A 22116-nucleotide genomic window follows, 5' to 3' on the forward strand; every position below is an offset into this window, starting at 1 on the left:
GCAAAAAAAGACAGGCAAAGTGAATTTCACCTTGCCTGCCTGCTATATGATCAAAAATTATGGTCTTACAATGTATAGTTTGGCGCTTCTTTTGTAATTTGAACATCATGTGGGTGACTTTCGCGAAGCCCAGCACTCGTAATTCGAATAAACTGAGTGTCGTTACGAAGTTCATCGATCGTCGCTGTACCGCAATATCCCATACCAGAGCGAAGTCCGCCAATCAGCTGATGAATAGTCGCACTAAGTGGACCTTTATAAGCAACGCGTCCTTCAATACCTTCAGGAACAAGTTTCTTATCATCATCTTGGAAGTAACGATCTTTACTGCCCATTTTCATTGCACTGATGGATCCCATACCGCGATATCCTTTAAAGCGGCGACCTTGGTAAATTTCAAATTCGCCTGGGCTTTCCTCTGTACCAGCAAGCAGACTTCCCAGCATAACTGCATGAGCTCCTGCTGCGATTGCTTTTGTAATTTCACCGGAATACTTGATACCGCCATCAGCAATGACAGGAATATTGTATTCACGAGCTACATTTGCACAATCATAAACTGCAGTTACTTGAGGTACACCAATACCAGCAACAACACGAGTTGTACAAATCGATCCAGGACCAATACCTACTTTAATAACGGATGCTCCTGCTTCAATCAAGTCACGAGTTGCTTCACCCGTAGCTACGTTACCCGCAATGATCGTAAGATTTGGATATAGTTCGCGAAGTTTACGAACGGAGTCAAGAATGTTTTTACTGTGGCCGTGTGCGGAGTCGATCGAGATCAGATCCACACCTGCTTTTACCAAAGCTTCCGTACGCTCGTACAAGTCACTGGATACACCAACAGCCGCACCAACAATCAATCTTCCTTGACTGTCTTTTGCAGCATTCGGGAATTGGATTGCTTTTTCAATGTCTTTAATGGTGATAAGACCTTTTAAAGTGTTCGACTCATCAACAAGCGGAAGCTTCTCAATTTTATGTTTTTGCAAAATCTCTTGAGCTTGTACAAGCGTAGTACCTACAGGTGCTGTCACCAGATTCTCACTTGTCATCACTTCGGAGATTTTAATGTCGAAGTTTTTAATAAAACGTAAATCACGGTTGGTTAGAATTCCAACCAATTTCTGTGCTTCATCAACGATAGGCACACCGGAGATACGATATTTTGCCATTACATTTTCTGCATCAGATACTAGATGATCTTTAGTCAGTGAGAAAGGATTCGTTATTACGCCGCTCTCCGAACGTTTTACACGATCTACTTCTTCAGCTTGCTGTTCAACCGGCATATTTTTATGAATAATACCGATACCGCCTTCTCTTGCGATCGCAATCGCCAAAGGTGCTTCTGTAACAGTATCCATCGCAGCACTGATCAGTGGAATATTAAGCTTCACGTTATCACTTAAACGAACAGAAACATCAACTTCCTTGGGAAGTACCTCAGACTTACGGGGTACTAACAAAACATCATCAAATGTTAAACCTTCTTTACTAAACTTATCTCCCCACACTACGATGTTCCTCCTTTTATTATATATAGACTGAAGATCCCTAAATGAAAGCATTTATGGATCTAATGAACATTTTCTGAAAATATATTATTGCAATCTTAGCAAAGGCCCATTTGCACTGTCAAGGAAAAGTAACCTGCTGTGAAAGAGTGTATTGCTGCAGAAAAACAACTGTATGTCCCTGACGGACATTTCTGGCTAACTGCTTGCTTTCTTAGCTATAAAGTTCATGATATAAAGCCTATACTGGTACATATCATTTCTTCTATTTATTATTTTTGTTCTATTGTCCCCTCTTCTACCTTTTAAATGCTCATCTATGTGTCAATTTTCATAGGTAAAATGAGAAACATTCCTATTTGTACTTTTCATCATACGGCAGTAGACTACTATATAATAATCTTTTCCCTAGCTAAATTATGAACGGAATGAGGTCAAATACGATGTCGTCTAGTATGATCGATAAGCTGCAAATTGAATATCAACGTTTTTCAGCAAAAGAAAAAGAAATTGCCGATTATGTCATGCGTAATCAGGCATCCATTATGAATATAAATATTCGTGATTTGGCTGCAAATACGTACACCTCTACTTCAACCATCACCCGATTCTGCCGAAAAGTAGGTTGTGCAACTTTCGTTGATTTCAAAATTCTTCTCAATCGTGAAATTCAGCAGCCTCGTTCAGAAACTCGCTTTTTTCCTAAAACTCAGCAAACCTATAATGACATTATTAATGCTACCGCTGAAATGCTGGATCCGGAACAGATTGAACAAGTAGTGAAATTAATAAAGAAATCACGCCGAATCTATGTCTATGGTCTAGGAAGCTCTGGATTATCTGCTCTGGAGTTTAAATACCGTCTAACTCGGATGAATATTATCATTGATGCTGTAACTGATTCACATATGATGATTATGAGTGCTTCGCTATTAGGACAAGATGATCTAGTGATTGGGATTTCCAATTCTGGAAGAACGATTGAAGTCAGTGACGCACTGGATGCTGCTAAAAAACGCGGTGCCAAAGTAGTTGGCATTACTAATTTTGATCATACTCCTCTATCCGAGATATCCGATATATGCCTTTTCACCCCTGATATCGATCGTACAGGAGATGTCCACTTTATTAATAGTCAGCTTGCCATCATCTATATCCTAGATGTGATATCCCTGCTCTTACTTGAGGATGAATCTTTATTCAAAGCTCGCCAAAATACACTGAAGGCTTTATATCAAGGGGAATAAAAATCAGGCCAAAGCTGTTTAGCTTTGGCCTGATCACTATATTATCGTTCGTTATATCGTAGCAGTTGCTACTTTACTTACTTCAGAGATCGCAGCAGCGAATCGCTCAGTAATTTGCTGTGGTCGAGTAATCGCGCCTCCTACAACAACACAGTAGACACCTACTTCTAGACAACGAGCTGCCATCTCTGGTGTCATTACATTTCCTTCTGCAACAACCGGAGTATGAACGCTAGCGATAATTTCTTTTAGTACTGCAAAATCCTCATCATAAAGTTTCATGTGGGATGTTTCTTCTGTGTATCCTACTAGCGTAGTAGAGATAAGATCAAAGCCTAGCTTTTCAGCAATTATAGCTTCTTCTGTTGAAGAAATGTCCGCCATAAGTAAAACATCTGGATATTTACTACGGATTTCCTTTACAAATGCCTCTAATGTTTTTCCATCTGGACGGGCTCTTACTGTTGCATCAACCGCAATGATTTCAGCGCCTACAGCTGCAAGCTCATCCACTTCCTGAATCGTTGGTGTAATAAAAACTGGGTTGGTTCCATAATTTCTTTTTACAATTCCGATTACCGGCAGATCTACCTGCTGTTTAATCTCCTTGACGTCAGCAGCTGTATTCGCACGTATTCCAATTGCACCACCTTGTTTTGCCGCGATCGCCAATCTCCCCATGATAAAAGAGCTATGTAAAGGCTCATGCTCGAGTGCTTGGCATGATACAATAAGTCCACCTTGAATTCCTAACGTATTTAATTCCATTTTTTTATCACTCCGTTTCCATATATTCTTCAATTTCATTCTTAATAATCGTAACCTGAGGTCCATATATAACTTGAACACCATTTCCGACTTTAACTACCGCAGTAGCTCCCGTCTCTTTAAGCATTTTCTCATCTACTATATCCATATCCAGAACGGACACGCGAAGTCTTGTTGCACAGCAATCTACTTCTTTAATATTATCCTTACCGCCAAGTCCGTTAAGAATAGCGATCGAACGTTCATGTCCGGTTTTTGCGTTTGCCTTTTTCGGCTTAGAATCAGTAGAAGATTCCACTTGATCAGTGTCTGTCTCGTCTTCCCGGCCCATAGTCTTCAGTTTCAACTTAACAATTAAAACTCGGAACGTGAAGTAGTAAAGGAAGAACCAGACCACCCCGATGATCGGAACAAGTATCCAGTTTGTCTTGGCATTACCTTGCAGTACTCCGAAGAGAATGAAGTCAATTAAACCGCCAGAGAATGTTTGTCCGATTGTAATCTCAAAGATATGGGAAAGCATAAAAGCAAATCCATCAAATATAGCGTGAACGACATACAGTACTGGAGCTACAAAAAGGAACGAAAACTCTAAAGGTTCTGTAATTCCTGTGAGAAATGATGTCAAAGCAGCCGATAACATCAATCCGCCAACTACTTTTTTTCGTTCCGGGCGTGCCGTATGATAAATAGCTAAAGCAGCACCGAGTAATCCAAACATCATCGTAATAAAACGTCCGGACATAAATCTTGAGGTACCAGAGAAAAATTTCTCTGTTGCTGGGTCACCCAACTGAGCGAAGAATATATTTTGTGTTCCTTCATAGACTGTACCTGCAACGTCTACCGTACCGCCAAGTCCTGTCTGCCAGAAAGGAAGATAGAATATATGATGCAGACCCAGTGGTCCAAGCATTCTTAGCAAAAATCCGTAAAATAAGGTGCCGACATATCCTGTTTTATCTACCAGACTGCCAAGTTGAGAAATTCCCAGCTGAACAGTTGGCCATATCAGGAATAAAATAATACCGACGAAGATGGCCGCGAAAGAAGAAACAATAGGAATAAACCGAGAACCCCCAAAGAAACCAAGAAAAGCAGGAAGTTCAATCTTGTTGTATTTATTGTGCAGCATAGAAGTAACCAGTCCAACTATGATCCCTCCTAATACACCTGTCTGAAGCGTTTGTATCCCTAAGACCATTCCTTGCCCGACAGAAGCTAATTGATCTTCTGCTAACTGACCTGTATTAATCAGCATCGCATTGATCGAAGCATTCATTACCAAGTATGCCAGTCCTGCTGCAAGTCCGGCAGTTCCTTTGTCTGCACGAGCCAAGCCGACCGCTACCCCAATTGCAAATATAAGAGCGAGGTTATCGAATACAATGCTTCCTGCACTGCTCATAACGGTAAAAATCTGCTGAAGCCATTCCACTTGCAAGAATGGGTAAGTTTCTACTGTATTTGCATTAGATAAAGCACCGCCAATACCTAATAACAAACCAGCTGCAGGTAGAACTGCGATAGGGAGCATAAAAGACTTACCAAACTTTTGAGCTTTCTCGAAGTATTGTTTCACCTGGATGACCACTCCTCAATAATCGTTTTCATGTTCATCATAGTTATGAAAACAGTTTTCGTCAATGATTATTTTAATCGCTTTCATAAACCTAATCCTCTACATATTGGTTATTATAAAGTTTGTCATCATCTATCTCGCTCACTAAAACACAAAAAAACCGCTGCTGACATATTGTCAACAACGGTTTTCTATTTGCTTGGCGACGTCCTACTCTCCCAGGACCCTGCGGTCCAAGTACCATCGGCGCTGGAGGGCTTAACGGTGTTCGGGATGGGTACGTGTGGAACCCCTCCGCTATCGCCACCAAACGAGCATTTGTGTAACAAATGCGATCCGCGTTGGTTTTGGTACATCACTATAACGTGTGTATAAAACCAATAGCGTATTCAAGGTTTTGCTCCCTGAAAACTAGATACGAAACAATCTTTGCGATTTTTATTTTTAGGATAAGCCCTCGACCGATTAGTACTGGTCAGCTCCATGCATTGCCGCACTTCCACCCCCAGCCTATCTACCTCGTCGTCTTCAAGGGGTCTTACTAATTGGGAAATCTCATCTTGAGGTGGGCTTCGCGCTTAGATGCTTTCAGCGCTTATCCCTTCCATACATAGCTACCCAGCGATGCTCCTGGCGGAACAACTGGTACACCAGCGGTATGTCCATCCCGGTCCTCTCGTACTAAGGACAGCTCCTCTCAAATTTCCTACGCCCACGACAGATAGGGACCGAACTGTCTCACGACGTTCTGAACCCAGCTCGCGTACCGCTTTAATGGGCGAACAGCCCAACCCTTGGGACCTACTTCAGCCCCAGGATGCGATGAGCCGACATCGAGGTGCCAAACCTCCCCGTCGATGTGGACTCTTGGGGGAGATAAGCCTGTTATCCCCAGGGTAGCTTTTATCCGTTGAGCGATGGCCCTTCCATGCGGTACCACCGGATCACTAAGCCCGACTTTCGTCCCTGCTCGACTTGTAGGTCTCGCAGTCAAGCTCCCTTGTGCCTTTACACTCTGCGAATGATTTCCAACCATTCTGAGGGAACCTTTGGGCGCCTCCGTTACTCTTTAGGAGGCGACCGCCCCAGTCAAACTGCCCACCTGACACTGTCCTCGCACCGGATCACGGTACCAAGTTAGAACCTAGATACGATCAGGGTGGTATCCCAACGTTGCTCCACACAAGCTGGCGCTCATGCTTCTTAGGCTCCCACCTATCCTGTACAGATCGTACCCAAATCCAATATCAAGTCGCAGTAAAGCTCCATGGGGTCTTTCCGTCTTGTCGCGGGTAACCTGCATCTTCACAGGTATTAAAATTTCACCGGATCTCTCGTTGAGACAGCGCCCAAGTCGTTACGCCATTCGTGCGGGTCAGAATTTACCTGACAAGGAATTTCGCTACCTTAGGACCGTTATAGTTACGGCCGCCGTTTACTGGGGCTTCGGTTCATAGCTTCGGGACTAATCCCTAACCACTCCCCTTAACCTTCCAGCACCGGGCAGGCGTCAGCCCGTATACTTCGCCTTGCGGCTTCGCACAGACCTGTGTTTTTGCTAAACAGTCGCTTGGGCCTTTTCACTGCGACCCCCTCGTGCTATTCACACTACCGGGGTACCCCTTCTCCCGAAGTTACGGGGTCATTTTGCCGAGTTCCTTAACGAGAGTTCTTCCGCGCGCCTAATTCTCTTCTCACCTACCTGTGTCGGTTTACGGTACGGGCACCTTCATCTGGCTAGAGGCTTTTCTTGGCAGTCTGAGATCATGACCTTCGCTACTGTAATTTTCACTCCCCATCACAGCCCAGCCTTAATGATGTGCGGATTTGCCTACACATCAGCCTCACTGCTTGGACAGACATCCATCAGTCTGCGTCACTACCCTACTGCGTCCCCCCATCGCTCGTAACGATTTACGGTGGTACAGGAATTTCGACCTGTTGTCCTTCGACTACGCCTTTCGGCCTCGCCTTAGGTCCCGACTTACCTGAGCGGACGAGCCTTCCTCAGGAACCCTTAGGTTTTCGGCGGATCAGATTCTCACTGATCTTTTCGTTACTCATACCGGCATTCTCACTTGTATGCAGTCCAGCAGTCCTTCCGGTCTACCTTCAACCCGGCATACAACGCTCCCCTACCCCTGATACATAGTATCAAGCCATAGCTTCGGTGGTGTGTTTAGCCCCGTCATTTTCGGCGCAGAGTCACTCGACCAGTGAGCTATTACGCACTCTTTAAATGGTGGTCGCTTCTAAGCCAACATCCTGGTTGTCTGTGCAACTCCACATCCTTTCCCACTTAACACACACTTGGGGACCTTAGCTGATGGTCTGGGCTGTTTCCCTCTTGACAATGGATCTTAGCACTCACTGTCTGACTCCCGGAATACAAGTCTATGGCATTCGGAGTTTGACTGAGCTTGGTAACCCTTGCGGGCCCCGCACCCAATCAGTGCTCTACCTCCACGACTTACTTGTTCCGAGGCTAGCCCTAAAGCTATTTCGGGGAGAACCAGCTATCTCCGAGTTCGATTGGAATTTCTCCGCTACCCCCACCTCATCCCCGCACTTTTCAACGTGCGTGGGTTCGGGCCTCCAGTGCGTGTTACCGCACCTTCACCCTGGACAGGGGTAGATCACACGGTTTCGGGTCTACGTCCACGTACTATGTCGCCCTATTCAGACTCGCTTTCGGCCGCGGCTACGGCTTTTCACCTTAACCTTGCACGGGAACGTAACTCGCCGGTTCATTCTACAAAAGGCACGCCATCACCCATAAAACGGGCTCTGACTTTTTGTAAGCACACGGTTTCAGGTTCTATTTCACTCCCCTTCCGGGGTGCTTTTCACCTTTCCCTCACGGTACTGCTTCACTATCGGTCGCTAGGGAGTATTTAGCCTTGGCAGATGGTCCTGCCGGATTCATACGAGGTTTCACGTGCCTCGCACTACTCGGGATCCGTCTCGGAGGGAACAGACTTTTGACTACAGGGCTTTTACCTTCTCTGGCGGGCCTTTCCAGACCTCTTCAACTAATCGGTTCCTTTGTAACTCCATGTGAGACGTCCCACAACCCCAACCAGCAAGCTGATTGGTTTGGGCTAATCCGCGTTCGCTCGCCGCTACTGACGGAATCACTATTGTTTTCTCTTCCTCAGGGTACTTAGATGTTTCAGTTCCCCTCTGCCTTCAACTACCCTATGTATTCAGGTAGAGATAACTATCCATTACGATAGCTGGGTTTCCCCATTCGGACATCCCCGGATCAAAGCTTGCGTACAGCTCCCCGAGGCAGTATCGTTGTTCGCCACGTCCTTCATCGGCTCCTAGCGCCTAGGCATCCTCCGTGTGTGCTCTTAATAGCTTAACCATATTGTTCGGTGTTTTGCCTCCTTCGCTCCCCTTGTTTTGCTTGCGCAAAGCCAAAAGTCGCTCATGATCCAAAAACCTCACTCAGCAATCTATTAATCTTCACTTGTTTAACACAAGTTCAGCTTAAAGGATATTTCTAAAATCGCAAAATTGTTTCGTTATCTAGTTTTCAATGAGCAAAGCTGTTTCACTGAAACAGCGATCATGGAATCTTGGTCTAACACAAACTGTGTAGATAAAATTACATGACTTGATTTTGAGAGATTAAACTCTCAAAACTGAACAACGAGTGAGTGTTTACTTTGCTTTCGCAAAGTGGTCCGTCGACTTTCATCGTACGTATATTTGAATGTTTCCATCGCAGGAAACAATTCTCCATAGAAAGGAGGTGATCCAGCCGCACCTTCCGATACGGCTACCTTGTTACGACTTCACCCCAATCATCTACCCCACCTTCGACGGCTGGCTCCTTGCGGTTACCCCACCGGCTTCGGGTGTTGTAAACTCTCGTGGTGTGACGGGCGGTGTGTACAAGACCCGGGAACGTATTCACCGCGGCATGCTGATCCGCGATTACTAGCAATTCCGACTTCATGCAGGCGAGTTGCGGCCTGCAATCCGAACTGAGACCGGCTTTTAAGGATTTGCTCCACCTCGCGGCTTTGCGCCCGTTGTACCGGCCATTGTAGTACGTGTGTAGCCCAGGTCATAAGGGGCATGATGATTTGACGTCATCCCCACCTTCCTCCGGTTTGTCACCGGCAGTCACCTTAGAGTGCCCAGCTTTACCTGCTGGCAACTAAGATCAAGGGTTGCGTTGCGGGACTTAACCCAACATCTCACGACACGAGCTGACGACAACCATGCACCACCTGTCTCCTCTGTCCCGAAGGAAAGGTCTATCTCTAGACCGGTCAGAGGGATGTCAAGACCTGGTAAGGTTCTTCGCGTTGCTTCGAATTAAACCACATACTCCACTGCTTGTGCGGGTCCCCGTCAATTCCTTTGAGTTTCAGTCTTGCGACCGTACTCCCCAGGCGGAATGCTTAATGTGTTAACTTCGGCACCAAGGGTATCGAAACCCCTAACACCTAGCATTCATCGTTTACGGCGTGGACTACCAGGGTATCTAATCCTGTTTGCTCCCCACGCTTTCGCGCCTCAGCGTCAGTTACAGCCCAGAAAGTCGCCTTCGCCACTGGTGTTCCTCCACATCTCTACGCATTTCACCGCTACACGTGGAATTCCACTTTCCTCTTCTGTACTCAAGTTACCCAGTTTTGGGTGCGACCCGAGGTTGAGCCCCGGGATTAAACACCCAACTTAAATAACCGCCTGCGCGCGCTTTACGCCCAATAATTCCGGACAACGCTTGCCCCCTACGTATTACCGCGGTCGCTGGCACGTAGTTAGCCGGGGCTTTCTTCTCAGGTACCGTCACTCCTTGAGCAGTTACTCTCAAGGACGTTCTTCCCTGGCAACAGAGCTTTACGATCCGAAAACCTTCATCACTCACGCGGCGTTGCTCCGTCAGACTTTCGTCCATTGCGGAAGATTCCCTACTGTCGCCTCCCGTAGGAGTCTGGGCCGTGTCTCAGTCCCAGTGTGGCCGATCACCCTCTCAGGTCGGCTACGCATCGTCGCCTTGGTAGGCCTTTACCCCACCAACTAGCTAATGCGCCGCAGGCCCATCCACAAGCGACAGATTGCTCCGTCTTTCTTTCTTCTCTCATGCGAGAGAAGAACCTATCCGGTATTAGCTACCGTTTCCGGTAGTTATCCCAGTCTTATGGGCAGGTTGCCTACGTGTTACTCACCCGTCCGCCGCTAAGTTTCAGAGAAGCAAGCTTCTCATCGACTCCGCTCGACTTGCATGTATTAGGCACGCCGCCAGCGTTCGTCCTGAGCCAGGATCAAACTCTCCAATAAATTTATTGAAAAGAGCGATATGCTCATTTAGAAAATGCTGACGAGAACTTAAAAGTTCTCTATTCAATTTGTTATGACCAACAAATTGAATTTGTATTTCATTCACTCATGAGTTTCACTTTCGCAAAACTCCTCGTTGTTCAGTTTTCAAAGATCAATCTCGCTAACAATTTTCGTCATCAGCAACTCTTATATCATAACATGTCCGGTTCAGAATTGCAAGCTTTTTTTCGAAGTTTTTTTAACTTCGTTTTACGAAGCTTGTTATTCAGTGTGTTGCTTACTGGCTAACTTCTTGGCCGGAATTAGAATATACCATGCTGATAAAAATAATGCAAGTCTTTTTTGAAAAGAATTTAAGTCCTCAATTAATAATAAAAAAGAGGCCCTGCTAATTAAACCAGAGCCCCTCTTCTATATACTCTCTTTTACATACCCTTTATCCGATGATGATTCGTCCCTCTGGATGGCGATATAGATTCTTTGTTTGTTTTGGTCTGATCGCATAAGCAATGGTAAGCGGACCAATACGACCGATAAACATCGTAATTGTAATAATCAGTTTTCCCCACTCGGTAAGTTCCGGTGTTAGTCCCACCGAAAGCCCAACTGTTCCTACAGCTGATGCCGTCTCAAACATGATGGTTAGAAAAGGGGCATCCTCTGTCGTAAGTAGCAGCATATTAATAACCATGAATATGCCTAACGTAATAATGATAATAGTCATCGCCCGCATGAGCAGCCCTTGTGGTACACGGTGCCGAAAGAACACGATATCTTTCTGTCCTCTAATCATCGCAAACAAAGCTCCTATCATAATGAGAAAGGTTGTTGTTTTGATACCCCCGCCTGTTGAACCAGGAGAGGCTCCGATAAACATAAGCAAGATGAAAAAGAATTGTGTCGCAGAACGCAGTTCCGTTACATCAATTGTACTTGTCCCTGATGAACGGGTAGACACAGACTGGAAGAAGGACGCATAAAGCTTATGCGACAAATCAAGCGAGCCTAACGTTTTCGTGTTCGTAAATTCAAAAACGAACAGTACAATTGCACCTAAGGCGATTAATACGCCGGATACGGACAGCACCATTTTTGAATGAAGGGATAGTCTTCGCTTCTTAGGAAATTCGAATAAGTCATTGAGCACGACAAACCCTAACCCGCCCGATATAACCAGTATGCTCGAGATCGTATTGAACAACCAATCACCAGTATAATTCTGAAAGCTATTGCCGAACAGATCAAAGCCCCCATTGTTAAATAAAGACACAGAGTGAAAAATGCCATAGTACAGCGCCTTAAGGAAAGGCATATCCACTGACCATCTAGCTGTAAAGATAATGGCTGCGATTCCTTCAATGGTGAAAGAAAAGATAAGAACCTTTCGAATGATCCGAACGACTCCTTCCATAGTATCGGAATTAATCGCCTCTTTTAAGATAAGCCGGTCTTTCAGGGATAGTTTTCTCCCGAACAATAGCGCGATCAAGGTCGCAATCGTCATGAAACCAAGACCGCCTAGCTGCATGAGGATCATAATCACGATTTCACCAAAAAGGGTAAACGTAGTTTCTACATCCACCACGATTAGACCTGTAACACAAGCCGCGGAAGTTGCCGTAAATAATGCATCCATAAAACGAAGAGAGTGCCCGCTGTGGTTGGAGATAGGCAGCATTAACAACACTGTACCTATCGCGATGATCAGCAAAATACCTGCGACTAATATAAATGGCGGAGTGGCCAGCTTTTTGGTGAAACCTATACGTCTCTTCATTACATCTCGCCTTTCTTCGTACTCCTTACCAACCGGTACACTTTAAAAGAGGAACAACCTCAAGCATCATCTGCTCAGCTGTTCCTCTGTATGTCTAGATTCTATTTTAAACTTATTTATGCGAAGTGCTTGTCCTTCTTAGTCCAATGCACGGTGACGCATATGTGGGAAAAGAAGCACATCACGAATCGAAGGAGCATTGGTAAGCAGCATTACGAGACGGTCTATACCAATTCCAAGACCACCTGTAGGCGGCATACCATATTCAAGTGCACGAATGAAATCATCATCCATATCATGCGCTTCATCGTTACCATGTTCTTTTTCAAGTAACTGTGCTTCAAAACGCTGACGTTGATCGATTGGATCATTCAGCTCACTAAATGCATTGGCATGTTCGCGTCCTACGATGAAAAGTTCAAAACGATCCGTAAATCTTGGATCTTCTTCATTTTTCTTCGCAAGCGGAGAAATTTCCACAGGATGACCATATACGAAAGTAGGTTGAATTAGAGTTTCTTCAACAAACTCTTCGAAGAATGCATTAAGAATATGTCCAAATGTCATATGTTTTTCAACAGGTACATTATGTTCTTTAGCCAAACGGTGCGCTTCTTCATTTGTCATCTCTATGCCGAAATCTACACCTTTCACTTCTTTAACTGCATCCACCATGGATACACGGCGCCAAGAAGGAGTAAGGTCAACTTCATGTCCTTGATAATCAATCTTTGTTTTACCAAGAACTTCTTGCGCGATGTGAGCAACCATGTTCTCTGTGAGTTCCATGATATCTTTATAGTCTGCGTAAGCTTCATACAATTCAATCATAGTGAATTCAGGGTTATGACGAGTTGAGATTCCTTCATTCCGATATACACGGCCAATTTCATATACTTTCTCCAGGCCGCCTACAATCAGACGTTTCAAGTGCAATTCAATAGCGATACGCATATATAGTTCCATATCCAGCGCATTATGATGCGTAATAAATGGACGTGCTGCTGCACCGCCTGCAATGGAATGCAGTGTTGGTGTCTCTACTTCTAAGTAGCCTAAGTTATCGAGGTAACGACGCATGGATTGAATAATTTTAGAGCGAGAAATAAACGTTTGTTGTACTTCAGAACTCATAATCAGATCCACATACCGCTGACGGTAACGCAGTTCTACGTCTTTTAGACCTTGATATTTATCAGGCAATGGGTATAACGATTTTGAAAGCACTTCAAGCTCAGTGACTTTAATTGAAGTCTCTCCTGTTTTCGTTTTGAAGACCGTACCCTTCACACCGATGATATCTCCGAGATCAAGCAAGGTAAATGCATCGTACTGCGCTTCAGCAACTGTATCTTTACGAACATAAATTTGAATACGTCCGCTTAGATCCTGAATATGAGCAAAACTTGCTTTACCCATACCACGCTTAGCCATAATACGCCCAGCAATGCTTACTTCGATATTTTTTTCTTCAATCTCTTCTTTAGTCAGGTCATTATATTGTTTCAAAATATTACCGGCTTCATCCGTACGTTCGTACTTTTTACCGAAAGGATCAATACCAAGAGCTCGAAGCTCGTCTAATTTTGCCCGTCTGATCTGTAAAAGCTCACTAAGCTCCTGTTCTGTACCTACTACTTCATCCGTCATTTGCCTTCTTCAACTCCTTAATTATTATGTATCTTCAAATGCAGATATCCATACAATGCAGCATCTTAAAAGATACAAGACATGCCATACTGATATAAGACGCTCGTACAGGACTAAACTACGATGTCTTCAAGAAATAAGGATGATTGAAAAAAAGCTTCCCCTAGGGAAGCTCTCTTCATATCCCGATCCTTTTGTATGATTACTTCTTGATATCTACAATTTTGTACTGGATAACACCTGCAGGAACACTTACATCAACAACAGTTCCTTTGGCTTTGCCAATAATGGCTTTGCCCACAGGGCTTTCATTTGAAATTTTATTTTGAAGCGGATTAGATTCTGCAGATCCAACGATCGTGTATTCAACCACATCGCCGAACTCCATATCCTCAACTGTAACCGTTGCACCAATTCCTACGATGTCTGTGCCGACCTCGTCGCTGTTGATGATACGTGCGTTGCGAAGCATTTTCTCGAGAGTAAGTACACGCCCTTCAATAAAAGCTTGCTCATTCTTGGCATCTTCATACTCCGAGTTTTCACTAATATCACCATAACCAATGGCTACCTTAATCCGTTCTGCTACTTCACGGCGTTTTACAGACTTCAAGTTCTCGAGTTCGTCCTCAAGCTTCTTGAGCCCCTCTTGGGTAAGAATGACTTCTTTATCGCTCATGTTAACCGATTCTCCTGTCATGGGAATAATATGAAACTAATTCAAAAATTCATGTAAAAAACGATATGCTAATCTTAAAAAAACAGAACAATTCGTTCTCTTGGGTGTCTCTTGAACATAAAACCATCTTGCCGAATTTATACCAAAAAATTATAGGTTAACGATATTGAAAAGTCAATGTTCTCTCCTATAGCCTTAGCAAGCACAGTCGGTATTTATTGGCTCTTGATCGATTTCTTTACTGTCTGTTTCTGTATCCGACTCGTTTCGAGGCAAGTTTTCCATATAATTCGTCAGTATATCAACCATCTCGTCACGTTTGGTTCCTTCCATAATGGCATCTTTAATCCGTGCAGAACCTTTGAGTCCTTTCAGATACCAAGATAGATGTTTACGCATTTCACGTACTGCTACATCTTCACCTTTTAGGTCAATTAATCGATCCATGTGCAGTATGGCAATTCGCATTTTCTCTTCTGGCGTCGGGTCTGGCGGCAACACACCCTTCTCAAGGTACTCAATGGTTCTATATAGCATCCATGGATTACCAAGTGCAGCGCGGCCGATCATAACTCCGTCTACTCCGGATTCTTCGAGTCTGCGTTTTGCTTCTTCTGGTGAAGAAATATCGCCGTTCCCAATAATCGGGATGGAAACCGAATCCTTAACTTCCTTTATAATATCCCAGTCTGCACGCCCGGTATACAATTGCTCTCTTGTTCTACCGTGCAGAGCAATTGCTTTTCCTCCAGCACGTTCCACTGCGCGTGCGTTTTCGACAGCATAGATATGATCATGATCCCAGCCGATACGCATTTTTACAGTAACTGGTTTGGACACAGCATCTACTACAGCAGATACCATCTCATATATTTTGTTCGGATCTAAGAGCCAACGAGCTCCCGCATCACTCTTGTTGATTTTAGGGGCAGGACAGCCCATGTTAATATCAATAATATCTGCATTCGTTTCTTGGTCAACAACCTTCGCAGCACCAACCAAAGTTTCTCTGTTGCCACCAACAATTTGCAGACTAAGCGGCTTCTCACGTTCATCTACAAAGAGCATTTCTCGCGTACGTTTATTACCATTTAAAATTCCTTTATCGCTGACCATTTCAGCGCAGACTAACCCAGCGCCAAACTCTTTAGCAATGAGGCGAAAAGCCGGATTACTTACTCCTGCCATAGGAGCAACAACGACCTGATTCTTCATTTCAATATCAGCGATCTTAAGCATAGGATCTCGTATCACTCCTTTTAATTTTTAGATCATATATATTTATCGCATTTAAACGTCTAAGGTACTTTTCCAAAAAACAACCCACTGCGTCTCCTATTTAAACTCCGACAGAGAGATAGCAAGAACATCTGCGATTCTAACAAGCTGCTCCTCGGTTGGAACACGAGTTCCCCGTTCAATCATGCCGAGCATAGCAAGAGAAATGCCTGTTTGCTCTGCTAGAGACTGCTGAGTCAAACCTTTCAATTTCCGGAAAGCGCGGATTCGTCTGGCCAGTTGCATGTTTTCCACCGCCGTATTCCATCCCTTTCATCCAGGCTTTCTAAAGCTGTTTGTACAAAATAAGAAATGTTGTCTGTTTTCTCACGGACAACATCAGATAATGGAACTAACACGAACGCTCTCTCCTGCATTCTTGGATGCGGAAGAATGAGTGTTTCCGTATTCATCTCTACTCCTTCATACCATAACAAGTCGAGATCCACGGTTCTTGGACCCCATCTGATATGACGTACACGCCCTAGCTGGTTCTCGATCTCAAGCATACGACCCAGCAATTCCTGAGGGGATAGTGTTGTATTCACGGAAATCGCCATATTAATAAATGCAGGCTGATCAGTATACCCTACTGGATCAGTTTCGTATAAATCAGAACAAGCAGTAACCTTAATATCTTCTTGTTTGTCCAGCATCCCTATTGCAGACATAAGGGTCTGCTCCCGATCGCCTAAATTAGCCCCTAAAGCAATATAAGCCTCTGACGTATCAGAGGTTGACTGTGCATTCATGAGTCGTTATCCTACTTTCCTAGTACGATGAAGTTCTACTGTAACTCCTTGAAAATGAATATCGAAAGGAGGATGCGGTTTCGTTACCTTGACTACAAGCGCATCCACACTAGTATAAGTCTCAAGTAGGGAAGATGCAATATATTCACCTAAAGCTTCAATTAATTGGAACGACTTATTTTCAACGATATTTTTCACATGTTCGTGAATTTCTGCGTAATTTATCGTTTTGGTGAGATCATCATGAATTCCAGCTTCCTGTAAGTCCATATCAAGCTCTAGATCAATATAGAATCGCTGTCCAAGTTTACGTTCTTCCTCAAAAACCCCGTGATATCCAAAGTACTCCATACGGTGAAGTTTCATTTTATCCATTATTATAATTCCTCTCTTCCTTGGTACAGCATAGCGTCACACATGTCTACTGTACGCTTGATTTGAGCTACATCATGAACTCGTACAATTTGCGCTCCTTGAGCAATTCCAAAAGCCACAGTCGCTGCCGTTCCCTCGACTAAATCATTCACTGGTAATTGCAACGTATTCCGAATAAACCGCTTGCGAGAGGTAGCGAGCAGAACAGGGTAGCCAAGCTCGACTAGTGCACCTAATGATATCATCATTTGTAAGTTTTGCTCATAGCTTTTTGCAAATCCGATACCTGGGTCAAGAATAATATGATCTTGATGAATGTCAGCTTGCAAAGCAATCTCGATACTTTCTTTTAGATCAGCGACTGCGTCGGTAATAAAATTATCGTAATCGGTGTTCTCACGATTGTGCATCAGGATAACAGGACAGCTCTTCTCGTACACGAGTGATGCCATATTCTGATCTGCTTTGAGACCCCAAACATCGTTAATAATATGAGCTCCTGCATCTATAGCAGCCCTCGCTACATCTGCTTTATAAGTATCAATAGAGATTGGAATATGCGGTGCTACTTTATGTAGAGATTTAATCACAGGAACTACTCTTGCAATTTCTTCTTCACTCGAAATTACAGTATGTCCTGGGCGGGTAGATTCACCGCCAATATCAATGATATCTGCTCCTTGTTCGTAGAGTTCCATAGCATGAGTAACTGCACGATCTACCGAATTGTATTGTCCCCCATCGGAGAATGAATCCGGAGTTACATTAACAATCCCCATGATTAGTGTCCTGTCACCCAGCCTTAGCGTCATTTCGCCGCGCTGATATGTACGTTGATATAGTTTAGGTTTCAACATCTTCTCTACCTGCTTTCTTCCGGTATAAATCCAGCAGTCTGCGTGTGTTCGGTCCTATTTCTCCGTCCTGAACCTGAATCACTTCTCCTTCCGGAAAACCAAGCAGCGCTGTTATTGGGATCAGCTCTTGTATGGAACTGGTCATAAAAATCTCATCCGCCTGAGATAGGTGCTGAGTTGTAAATAATCCTTTTACTACAGGGATACCAAGGTCACCCGCAGCTTCAAGGACAACCCCTCTTGTAATGCCAGGTAAGATACCTGTACTCAAATCAGGGGTATAAAGGACACCTTTTGTTATAAAAAAAAGATTACTGACAATCCCTTCAGCAAGATACCCCTCTTGGGTCAACATTAAACCTTCCGCTTGAGACTGTACTGCCCGCTTATACTGCATAAGTTCTCTCTTCGCAAGAATGTTATTCATGTAGTGCAAAGATTTATATCGAAGTTCACCCTCAGGTGTATTCCTCATTGTCTTCAGTAGCTGGAGGGGTTTCCCTTTGATGTACCAAGCTTCATCTAGAACAGGCAGTTCTTTAGCAAAAATAAGATGATTAGGATCACGATAGTCAGCTGAAGGCAAACCTAGAATATCTACGCCTGCGGAAACCGTGTATCGAATATAGCCGTCACTAAGCCCGTTGGCTTTCAATAGCTCGCGGATAAGCATCTTTAGTTTAAGTTCTTCCGCAGGAAAGGGAATCCCTAATTCCGCACAGCCTTGAGAAAGCCTTTGAAGATGATGTGACAGCAGAGAAGGTTTACCCCCATAGGTTCGAAAAGTCTCAAATAAACCGATCCCGTACAAGAAGCCGTGATCCATCACAGGAATCGCGGCTTTCGTTGTCTCAGTCAATTGCCCATTCATCATGACGTACTTCATCTTATACATGTGCTTTCTGACGTAGAAAGTTGCGGAGCATATGATGACCGTAATCGGTAACTATAGATTCTGGATGAAATTGTACGCCTTCAATAGCATATTCTTTATGTCGGAGTCCCATAATCTCTCCTTCTTCCGTCTCTGCCGTAATCTCCAGGCAGTCAGGAAGACTCTCTCTCTCCACGAGTAAAGAATGATATCTCGTAGCTGTAAAGGGAGATGGAATGTCTTCAAATACAGATGCACCCCCATGATGAATAGGCGATGTTTTACCATGCATCAAACGTTCTGCCCTAATGACGTTTCCTCCAAAAGCCTGACCAATCGCTTGATGCCCAAGGCAGACCCCAAACATTGGAATTTTACCTTTGAAATGATGCAGTAACTCAAGACTGATCCCTGCTTCATTTGGTGTACATGGGCCTGGCGAAATCAAGATATGATCCGGGGCAAGTGCTTCAATCCCTGAAATATCGATTTCATCATTCCGGCGTACCTCTACTTCCTCACCTAGCTCACCTAGATACTGCACGAGGTTATACGTAAAAGAATCATAGTTATCAATAACCAAAATCATATAAAAAACCTCCTCTAGTTCTCATCTCTACTTTGCTGCCTAGCAGCTTCTTCACTATACTGTACAGCCTTCATAACTGCCCTTGCCTTGTTCTTTGACTCTCTATATTCCCGGTAAGGATCTGAATCAATTACAATTCCTGCTCCTGCCTGAATATAACCGATGTTATCTTTTACGGCGAGAGTACGAATAATAATATTCAATTCCATATCCCCTTGGTAGGAAATCCAGCCAATTGATCCTGTGTAGGGCCCCCGTCTCACTGGCTCCAGTTCCTCGATGATCTCCATCGTTCTTACCTTAGGAGCACCTGTAATGGTCCCGCCTGGAAATGCAGCAGCAATCACATCAAAGGCATTTTTACCTTCAGCTAAAATACCTTCTACTTGTGAAACTAGATGCATTACATGCGAATAGTATTCGATGGTCATAAGCTCGGGTACACGCACTGACCCGTATCTGGCTACTCTACCAATATCATTGCGCTCCAGATCGACGAGCATAATATGCTCAGCCCGCTCTTTTTCCGTGTGGAGCAGCTCTTCCGCCATGCGCTTGTCCTCTTCTGGAGTGGCTCCCCTGCGTCTTGTTCCAGCAATGGGTCTTGCGATGACTTTGCCTTGCGTGAGTTTAATTAGCAGCTCTGGAGAGCCGCTTACCAGTTGAAATTCCGGTGTCTGTACGTATCCCATATAAGGGGAAGGGTTAATTACACGAAGCCACTCATACACATCATCAGGAGAAGTATGAAGCTCCTTATCTTGTCTTAATGAAAGATTAACCTGAAAGACATCGCCCTGCCCGATATAATTCTGTACCTTCTGCACGGCTAGTTCAAAGGCCTCCTTATCAAAAGGAGATTCCCAGCCCTGAGCCACATCCATATGTGCATCGCCCTCAATACTAGCCTGCTCCAGCCGCTGAATCCGCTGTGCTTGCTCGCGAATATAATAAGGCGTTTCTGCAATCTCCATCATATGCTCCCAGCTGCGAAGCATAACCTCCGCCCTAAAAGCGGCTTGCTTGAACTGCTTCTCTAGTGACTCCTCTTTGTTTAAGACCGTAGAAACCGAACAATAGACCTCATTCTCTTCATGATCTATTGTCCACACTTCCTCAAACCGCATCCACATGTAATCAGGGAGACTCGGGTCGTCTTTAGCGAGTTCAGGCAGATTCTCGAGGGAACGGGCCACATCATAACTTAAGTAACCTACAACTCCACCGGAAAAAGGCGGCATTCCTTGAATTCGAGGAGCACAGTAGGGTTGGGTCCACTCTTCAATTATTTGCAGAGGGGCTCCTGTCATCGTCCCTTGTGAATGGAAACTATGCTTTTGGGTGGCTCCTTCAGCATCATCGAGAATTTTCACCTCTGCCTGTTTACCCTTCCCTGTAATGATGGCGACCGGGCATAGGCCAAGATAGGTATATTTCCCGTCCTTTCCGCTTTCCAGTACAAAAGCATAGGGAGAAGCCTGTTCCCATGCAGGTTTCCAGGAACGGAGAGCCGGTGACTTCTTGATTTTCATTTTTGTTACATAGGGAAGCACCGTCCAATCCTCTTTGCTCCATGCTTTCCAATCATCATAGGTTGTAGTTACCTTATTCATGTATGCTTCTTTCCTCCAGGCTGACCTTGTCTATTGTCTGTTAGTATACTAAAGCATTCTTCATTTTAAAAGCACATGATAAAAAACCCCGTGCCTACAAATGAGTTGCGGCACAGGGTTATATAATTTGTTATTAATGTAGAAGTAACGATTGAATTCGAGTGTTTTACTCGCCTGTCTTAACCTTCAAAATTATAAAGAGGTGTGCTAAGGTAACGTTCCCCATTACTTGGCACGATCGCAACGACACGTTTACCTTCACCCAGCTCTTTTGCCACTTTCAGCGCAGCACGAATGGCTGCTCCAGAAGAGATACCAGCAAGGATTCCCTCTTCTTTGGCCACTTGGCGAGCTGTTTCAAATGCATCCTCATTCTCAATATGAATGATTTCATCATAAACGTCCTGATTTAAAATCTCAGGAACAAAGTTTGCACCAATTCCTTGAATTTTATGAGGTCCTGGAGCCCCGCCTGCTAAAATTGGTGAAGCTGCCGGTTCCACAGCATAAATTTTAATGTCTGGGAAAGATTCTTTAAGTACTTCACCAGCACCTGTAATCGTACCACCTGTACCAATTCCAGCTACAAATGCATCTAAAGAACCGCCCACGGACTGAATTGCTTCTACAATCTCAGGACCCGTAGTTTCACGGTGGATTTTAACATTAGATTGGTTCTTAAATTGTTCTGCCATGAAGTAACCTGAATTTTCTTCTACGATCGCTTCTGCTTTCTTTACCGCACCATTCATTCCCTCTGATCCAGGAGTAAGTACAAGCTCTGCACCATATGCACGAAGCAAATTACGGCGCTCTAAGCTCATCGTCTCAGGCATAACAATAATCGAACGATATCCTTTAGCTGCTGCTACCATAGCTAGCCCAATCCCTGTATTACCACTGGTTGCTTCTACAATTGTGTCACCTGGTTTAATACGCCCAGACTGTTCTGCATCCTCTATGATACTGATCGCGATCCGATCTTTCACACTAGATCCAGGGTTTTGGTATTCAAGTTTCACATATACTTCCGCACTACCTTTAGGTACAACACGATTCAAGCGAACAAGCGGCGTTCCACCGATAAGTTCTGTAACATTATTGACAACCTTAGCCATGATAATTGCCCTCCTTGGATTGAATGAAGTTGAATGAATGATTGCTTTTTCTATTTCATATGACATTGTGTATTCTAGTTGTATTGTATTTCCGACTAAATCAGTGGGTATTTATAACTTTAATATTATC

The 22116-nt window shown here is 44.2% G+C and carries 16 protein-coding genes and 3 rRNA genes; 1 reads left to right on the forward strand and 18 read right to left on the reverse strand.

The window, feature by feature from the left end:
* Positions 1 to 65: 65 nt before the first annotated feature.
* Positions 66 to 1523: an IMP dehydrogenase gene (gene guaB / locus ACWPWY_RS18705; RefSeq protein ID WP_454193163.1), complete on the reverse strand. Its 1458-nt coding sequence runs from the start codon at positions 1521 to 1523 to the stop codon at positions 66 to 68.
* 443 nt (positions 1524 to 1966) lie between these two features.
* On the opposite strand from guaB, the gene ACWPWY_RS18710 reads away from it, so the two are divergent.
* Positions 1967 to 2770 (forward strand): MurR/RpiR family transcriptional regulator, encoded by an 804-nt coding sequence (locus ACWPWY_RS18710; RefSeq protein ID WP_454193164.1) that lies wholly within the window; start codon positions 1967 to 1969, stop codon positions 2768 to 2770.
* 51 nt (positions 2771 to 2821) lie between these two features.
* Here ACWPWY_RS18710 and ACWPWY_RS18715 read toward each other — a convergent pair whose 3' ends face one another.
* The 17 genes from ACWPWY_RS18715 to cysK form a co-directional block, all read right to left on the reverse strand.
* On the reverse strand, positions 2822 to 3538 hold the full coding sequence (locus tag ACWPWY_RS18715; protein ID WP_454193165.1) for an N-acetylmannosamine-6-phosphate 2-epimerase: 717 nt from the start codon (positions 3536 to 3538) through the stop codon (positions 2822 to 2824).
* 7 nt (positions 3539 to 3545) lie between these two features.
* Entirely contained in the window at positions 3546 to 5120 is a 1575-nt protein-coding gene (ptsG, locus tag ACWPWY_RS18720) for a glucose-specific PTS transporter subunit IIBC (RefSeq protein WP_454193166.1), read from the reverse strand.
* A gap of 197 nt (positions 5121 to 5317) precedes the next feature.
* Positions 5318 to 5431: ribosomal RNA gene (rrf, locus tag ACWPWY_RS18725) — 5S ribosomal RNA — on the reverse strand.
* A gap of 134 nt (positions 5432 to 5565) precedes the next feature.
* Positions 5566 to 8490, reverse strand: a 23S ribosomal RNA gene (locus ACWPWY_RS18730).
* Between the two features lie 383 nt (positions 8491 to 8873).
* Positions 8874 to 10421: ribosomal RNA gene (locus ACWPWY_RS18735) — 16S ribosomal RNA — on the reverse strand.
* Together the 16S, 23S and 5S rRNA genes form the textbook arrangement of a ribosomal RNA operon.
* Positions 10422 to 10860: 439 nt before the next feature.
* Positions 10861 to 12201, reverse strand: coding sequence for a TrkH family potassium uptake protein (locus ACWPWY_RS18740; protein WP_454193167.1), 1341 nt, complete (start codon positions 12199 to 12201; stop codon positions 10861 to 10863).
* A gap of 138 nt (positions 12202 to 12339) precedes the next feature.
* Positions 12340 to 13851, reverse strand: coding sequence for a lysine--tRNA ligase (gene lysS, locus ACWPWY_RS18745; RefSeq protein WP_454193168.1), 1512 nt, complete (start codon positions 13849 to 13851; stop codon positions 12340 to 12342).
* A 202-nt stretch (positions 13852 to 14053) separates the two neighbouring features.
* A complete protein-coding gene (gene greA / locus ACWPWY_RS18750) occupies positions 14054 to 14530 on the reverse strand; it encodes a transcription elongation factor GreA (RefSeq protein WP_191804446.1) in 477 nt (158 codons plus the stop codon).
* A 195-nt stretch (positions 14531 to 14725) separates the two neighbouring features.
* A complete protein-coding gene (gene dusB, locus ACWPWY_RS18755; protein WP_454193169.1) occupies positions 14726 to 15769 on the reverse strand; it encodes a tRNA dihydrouridine synthase DusB in 1044 nt (347 codons plus the stop codon).
* Between the two features lie 96 nt (positions 15770 to 15865).
* On the reverse strand, positions 15866 to 16063 hold the full coding sequence (locus ACWPWY_RS18760) for a helix-turn-helix domain-containing protein (RefSeq protein WP_454193170.1): 198 nt from the start codon (positions 16061 to 16063) through the stop codon (positions 15866 to 15868).
* Positions 16015 to 16560 (reverse strand): 2-amino-4-hydroxy-6-hydroxymethyldihydropteridine diphosphokinase, encoded by a 546-nt coding sequence (gene folK / locus ACWPWY_RS18765; RefSeq protein WP_454193171.1) that lies wholly within the window; start codon positions 16558 to 16560, stop codon positions 16015 to 16017. The genes ACWPWY_RS18760 and folK overlap by 49 nt, the downstream gene beginning before the upstream one ends.
* A 6-nt stretch (positions 16561 to 16566) precedes the next feature.
* A complete protein-coding gene (gene folB / locus ACWPWY_RS18770; RefSeq protein WP_454193172.1) occupies positions 16567 to 16935 on the reverse strand; it encodes a dihydroneopterin aldolase in 369 nt (122 codons plus the stop codon).
* A gap of 2 nt (positions 16936 to 16937) precedes the next feature.
* Complete coding sequence (folP, locus tag ACWPWY_RS18775) at positions 16938 to 17792, reverse strand: dihydropteroate synthase (protein WP_454193173.1); 855 nt, start codon at positions 17790 to 17792, stop codon at positions 16938 to 16940.
* On the reverse strand, positions 17779 to 18678 hold the full coding sequence (locus tag ACWPWY_RS18780; RefSeq protein ID WP_454193174.1) for an aminotransferase class IV: 900 nt from the start codon (positions 18676 to 18678) through the stop codon (positions 17779 to 17781). Before ACWPWY_RS18780 ends, folP begins: the two co-directional genes overlap by 14 nt.
* A gap of 1 nt (position 18679) precedes the next feature.
* Positions 18680 to 19255: an aminodeoxychorismate/anthranilate synthase component II gene (gene pabA / locus ACWPWY_RS18785; protein ID WP_454193175.1), complete on the reverse strand. Its 576-nt coding sequence runs from the start codon at positions 19253 to 19255 to the stop codon at positions 18680 to 18682.
* A gap of 14 nt (positions 19256 to 19269) precedes the next feature.
* A complete protein-coding gene (locus ACWPWY_RS18790) occupies positions 19270 to 20868 on the reverse strand; it encodes an anthranilate synthase component I family protein (protein ID WP_454193176.1) in 1599 nt (532 codons plus the stop codon).
* Positions 20869 to 21047: 179 nt separating this feature from the next.
* The gene (cysK, locus tag ACWPWY_RS18795; protein ID WP_454193177.1) at positions 21048 to 21986 is read right to left on the reverse strand and encodes a cysteine synthase A; all 939 of its coding nucleotides are present in this window, start codon (positions 21984 to 21986) and stop codon (positions 21048 to 21050) included.
* Positions 21987 to 22116: the final 130 nt, after the last annotated feature.

It is taken from the genome of Paenibacillus sp. Marseille-Q7038 (genome assembly GCF_965111595.1).

What these genes read in the sequence shown, in the direction of transcription:
- cysK (WP_454193177.1), bottom strand. Translation starts at nt 21,986, where the DNA reads ATGGCTAAGGTTGTCAATAATGTTACAGAACTTATCGGTGGAACGCCG.
- pabA (WP_454193175.1), bottom strand. Translation starts at nt 19,255, where the DNA reads ATGATTTTGGTTATTGATAACTATGATTCTTTTACGTATAACCTCGTG.
- lysS (WP_454193168.1), bottom strand. Translation starts at nt 13,851, where the DNA reads ATGACGGATGAAGTAGTAGGTACAGAACAGGAGCTTAGTGAGCTTTTA.
- ACWPWY_RS18740 (WP_454193167.1), bottom strand. Translation starts at nt 12,201, where the DNA reads ATGAAGAGACGTATAGGTTTCACCAAAAAGCTGGCCACTCCGCCATTT.
- ACWPWY_RS18790 (WP_454193176.1), bottom strand. Translation starts at nt 20,868, where the DNA reads ATGAATAAGGTAACTACAACCTATGATGATTGGAAAGCATGGAGCAAA.
- greA (WP_191804446.1), bottom strand. Translation starts at nt 14,530, where the DNA reads ATGAGCGATAAAGAAGTCATTCTTACCCAAGAGGGGCTCAAGAAGCTT.
- ACWPWY_RS18710 (WP_454193164.1), top strand. Translation starts at nt 1,967, where the DNA reads ATGTCGTCTAGTATGATCGATAAGCTGCAAATTGAATATCAACGTTTT.
- folB (WP_454193172.1), bottom strand. Translation starts at nt 16,935, where the DNA reads ATGGATAAAATGAAACTTCACCGTATGGAGTACTTTGGATATCACGGG.
- ACWPWY_RS18715 (WP_454193165.1), bottom strand. Translation starts at nt 3,538, where the DNA reads ATGGAATTAAATACGTTAGGAATTCAAGGTGGACTTATTGTATCATGC.
- folK (WP_454193171.1), bottom strand. Translation starts at nt 16,560, where the DNA reads ATGAATGCACAGTCAACCTCTGATACGTCAGAGGCTTATATTGCTTTA.
- dusB (WP_454193169.1), bottom strand. Translation starts at nt 15,769, where the DNA reads ATGCTTAAGATCGCTGATATTGAAATGAAGAATCAGGTCGTTGTTGCT.
- ACWPWY_RS18780 (WP_454193174.1), bottom strand. Translation starts at nt 18,678, where the DNA reads ATGAAGTACGTCATGATGAATGGGCAATTGACTGAGACAACGAAAGCC.
- folP (WP_454193173.1), bottom strand. Translation starts at nt 17,792, where the DNA reads ATGTTGAAACCTAAACTATATCAACGTACATATCAGCGCGGCGAAATG.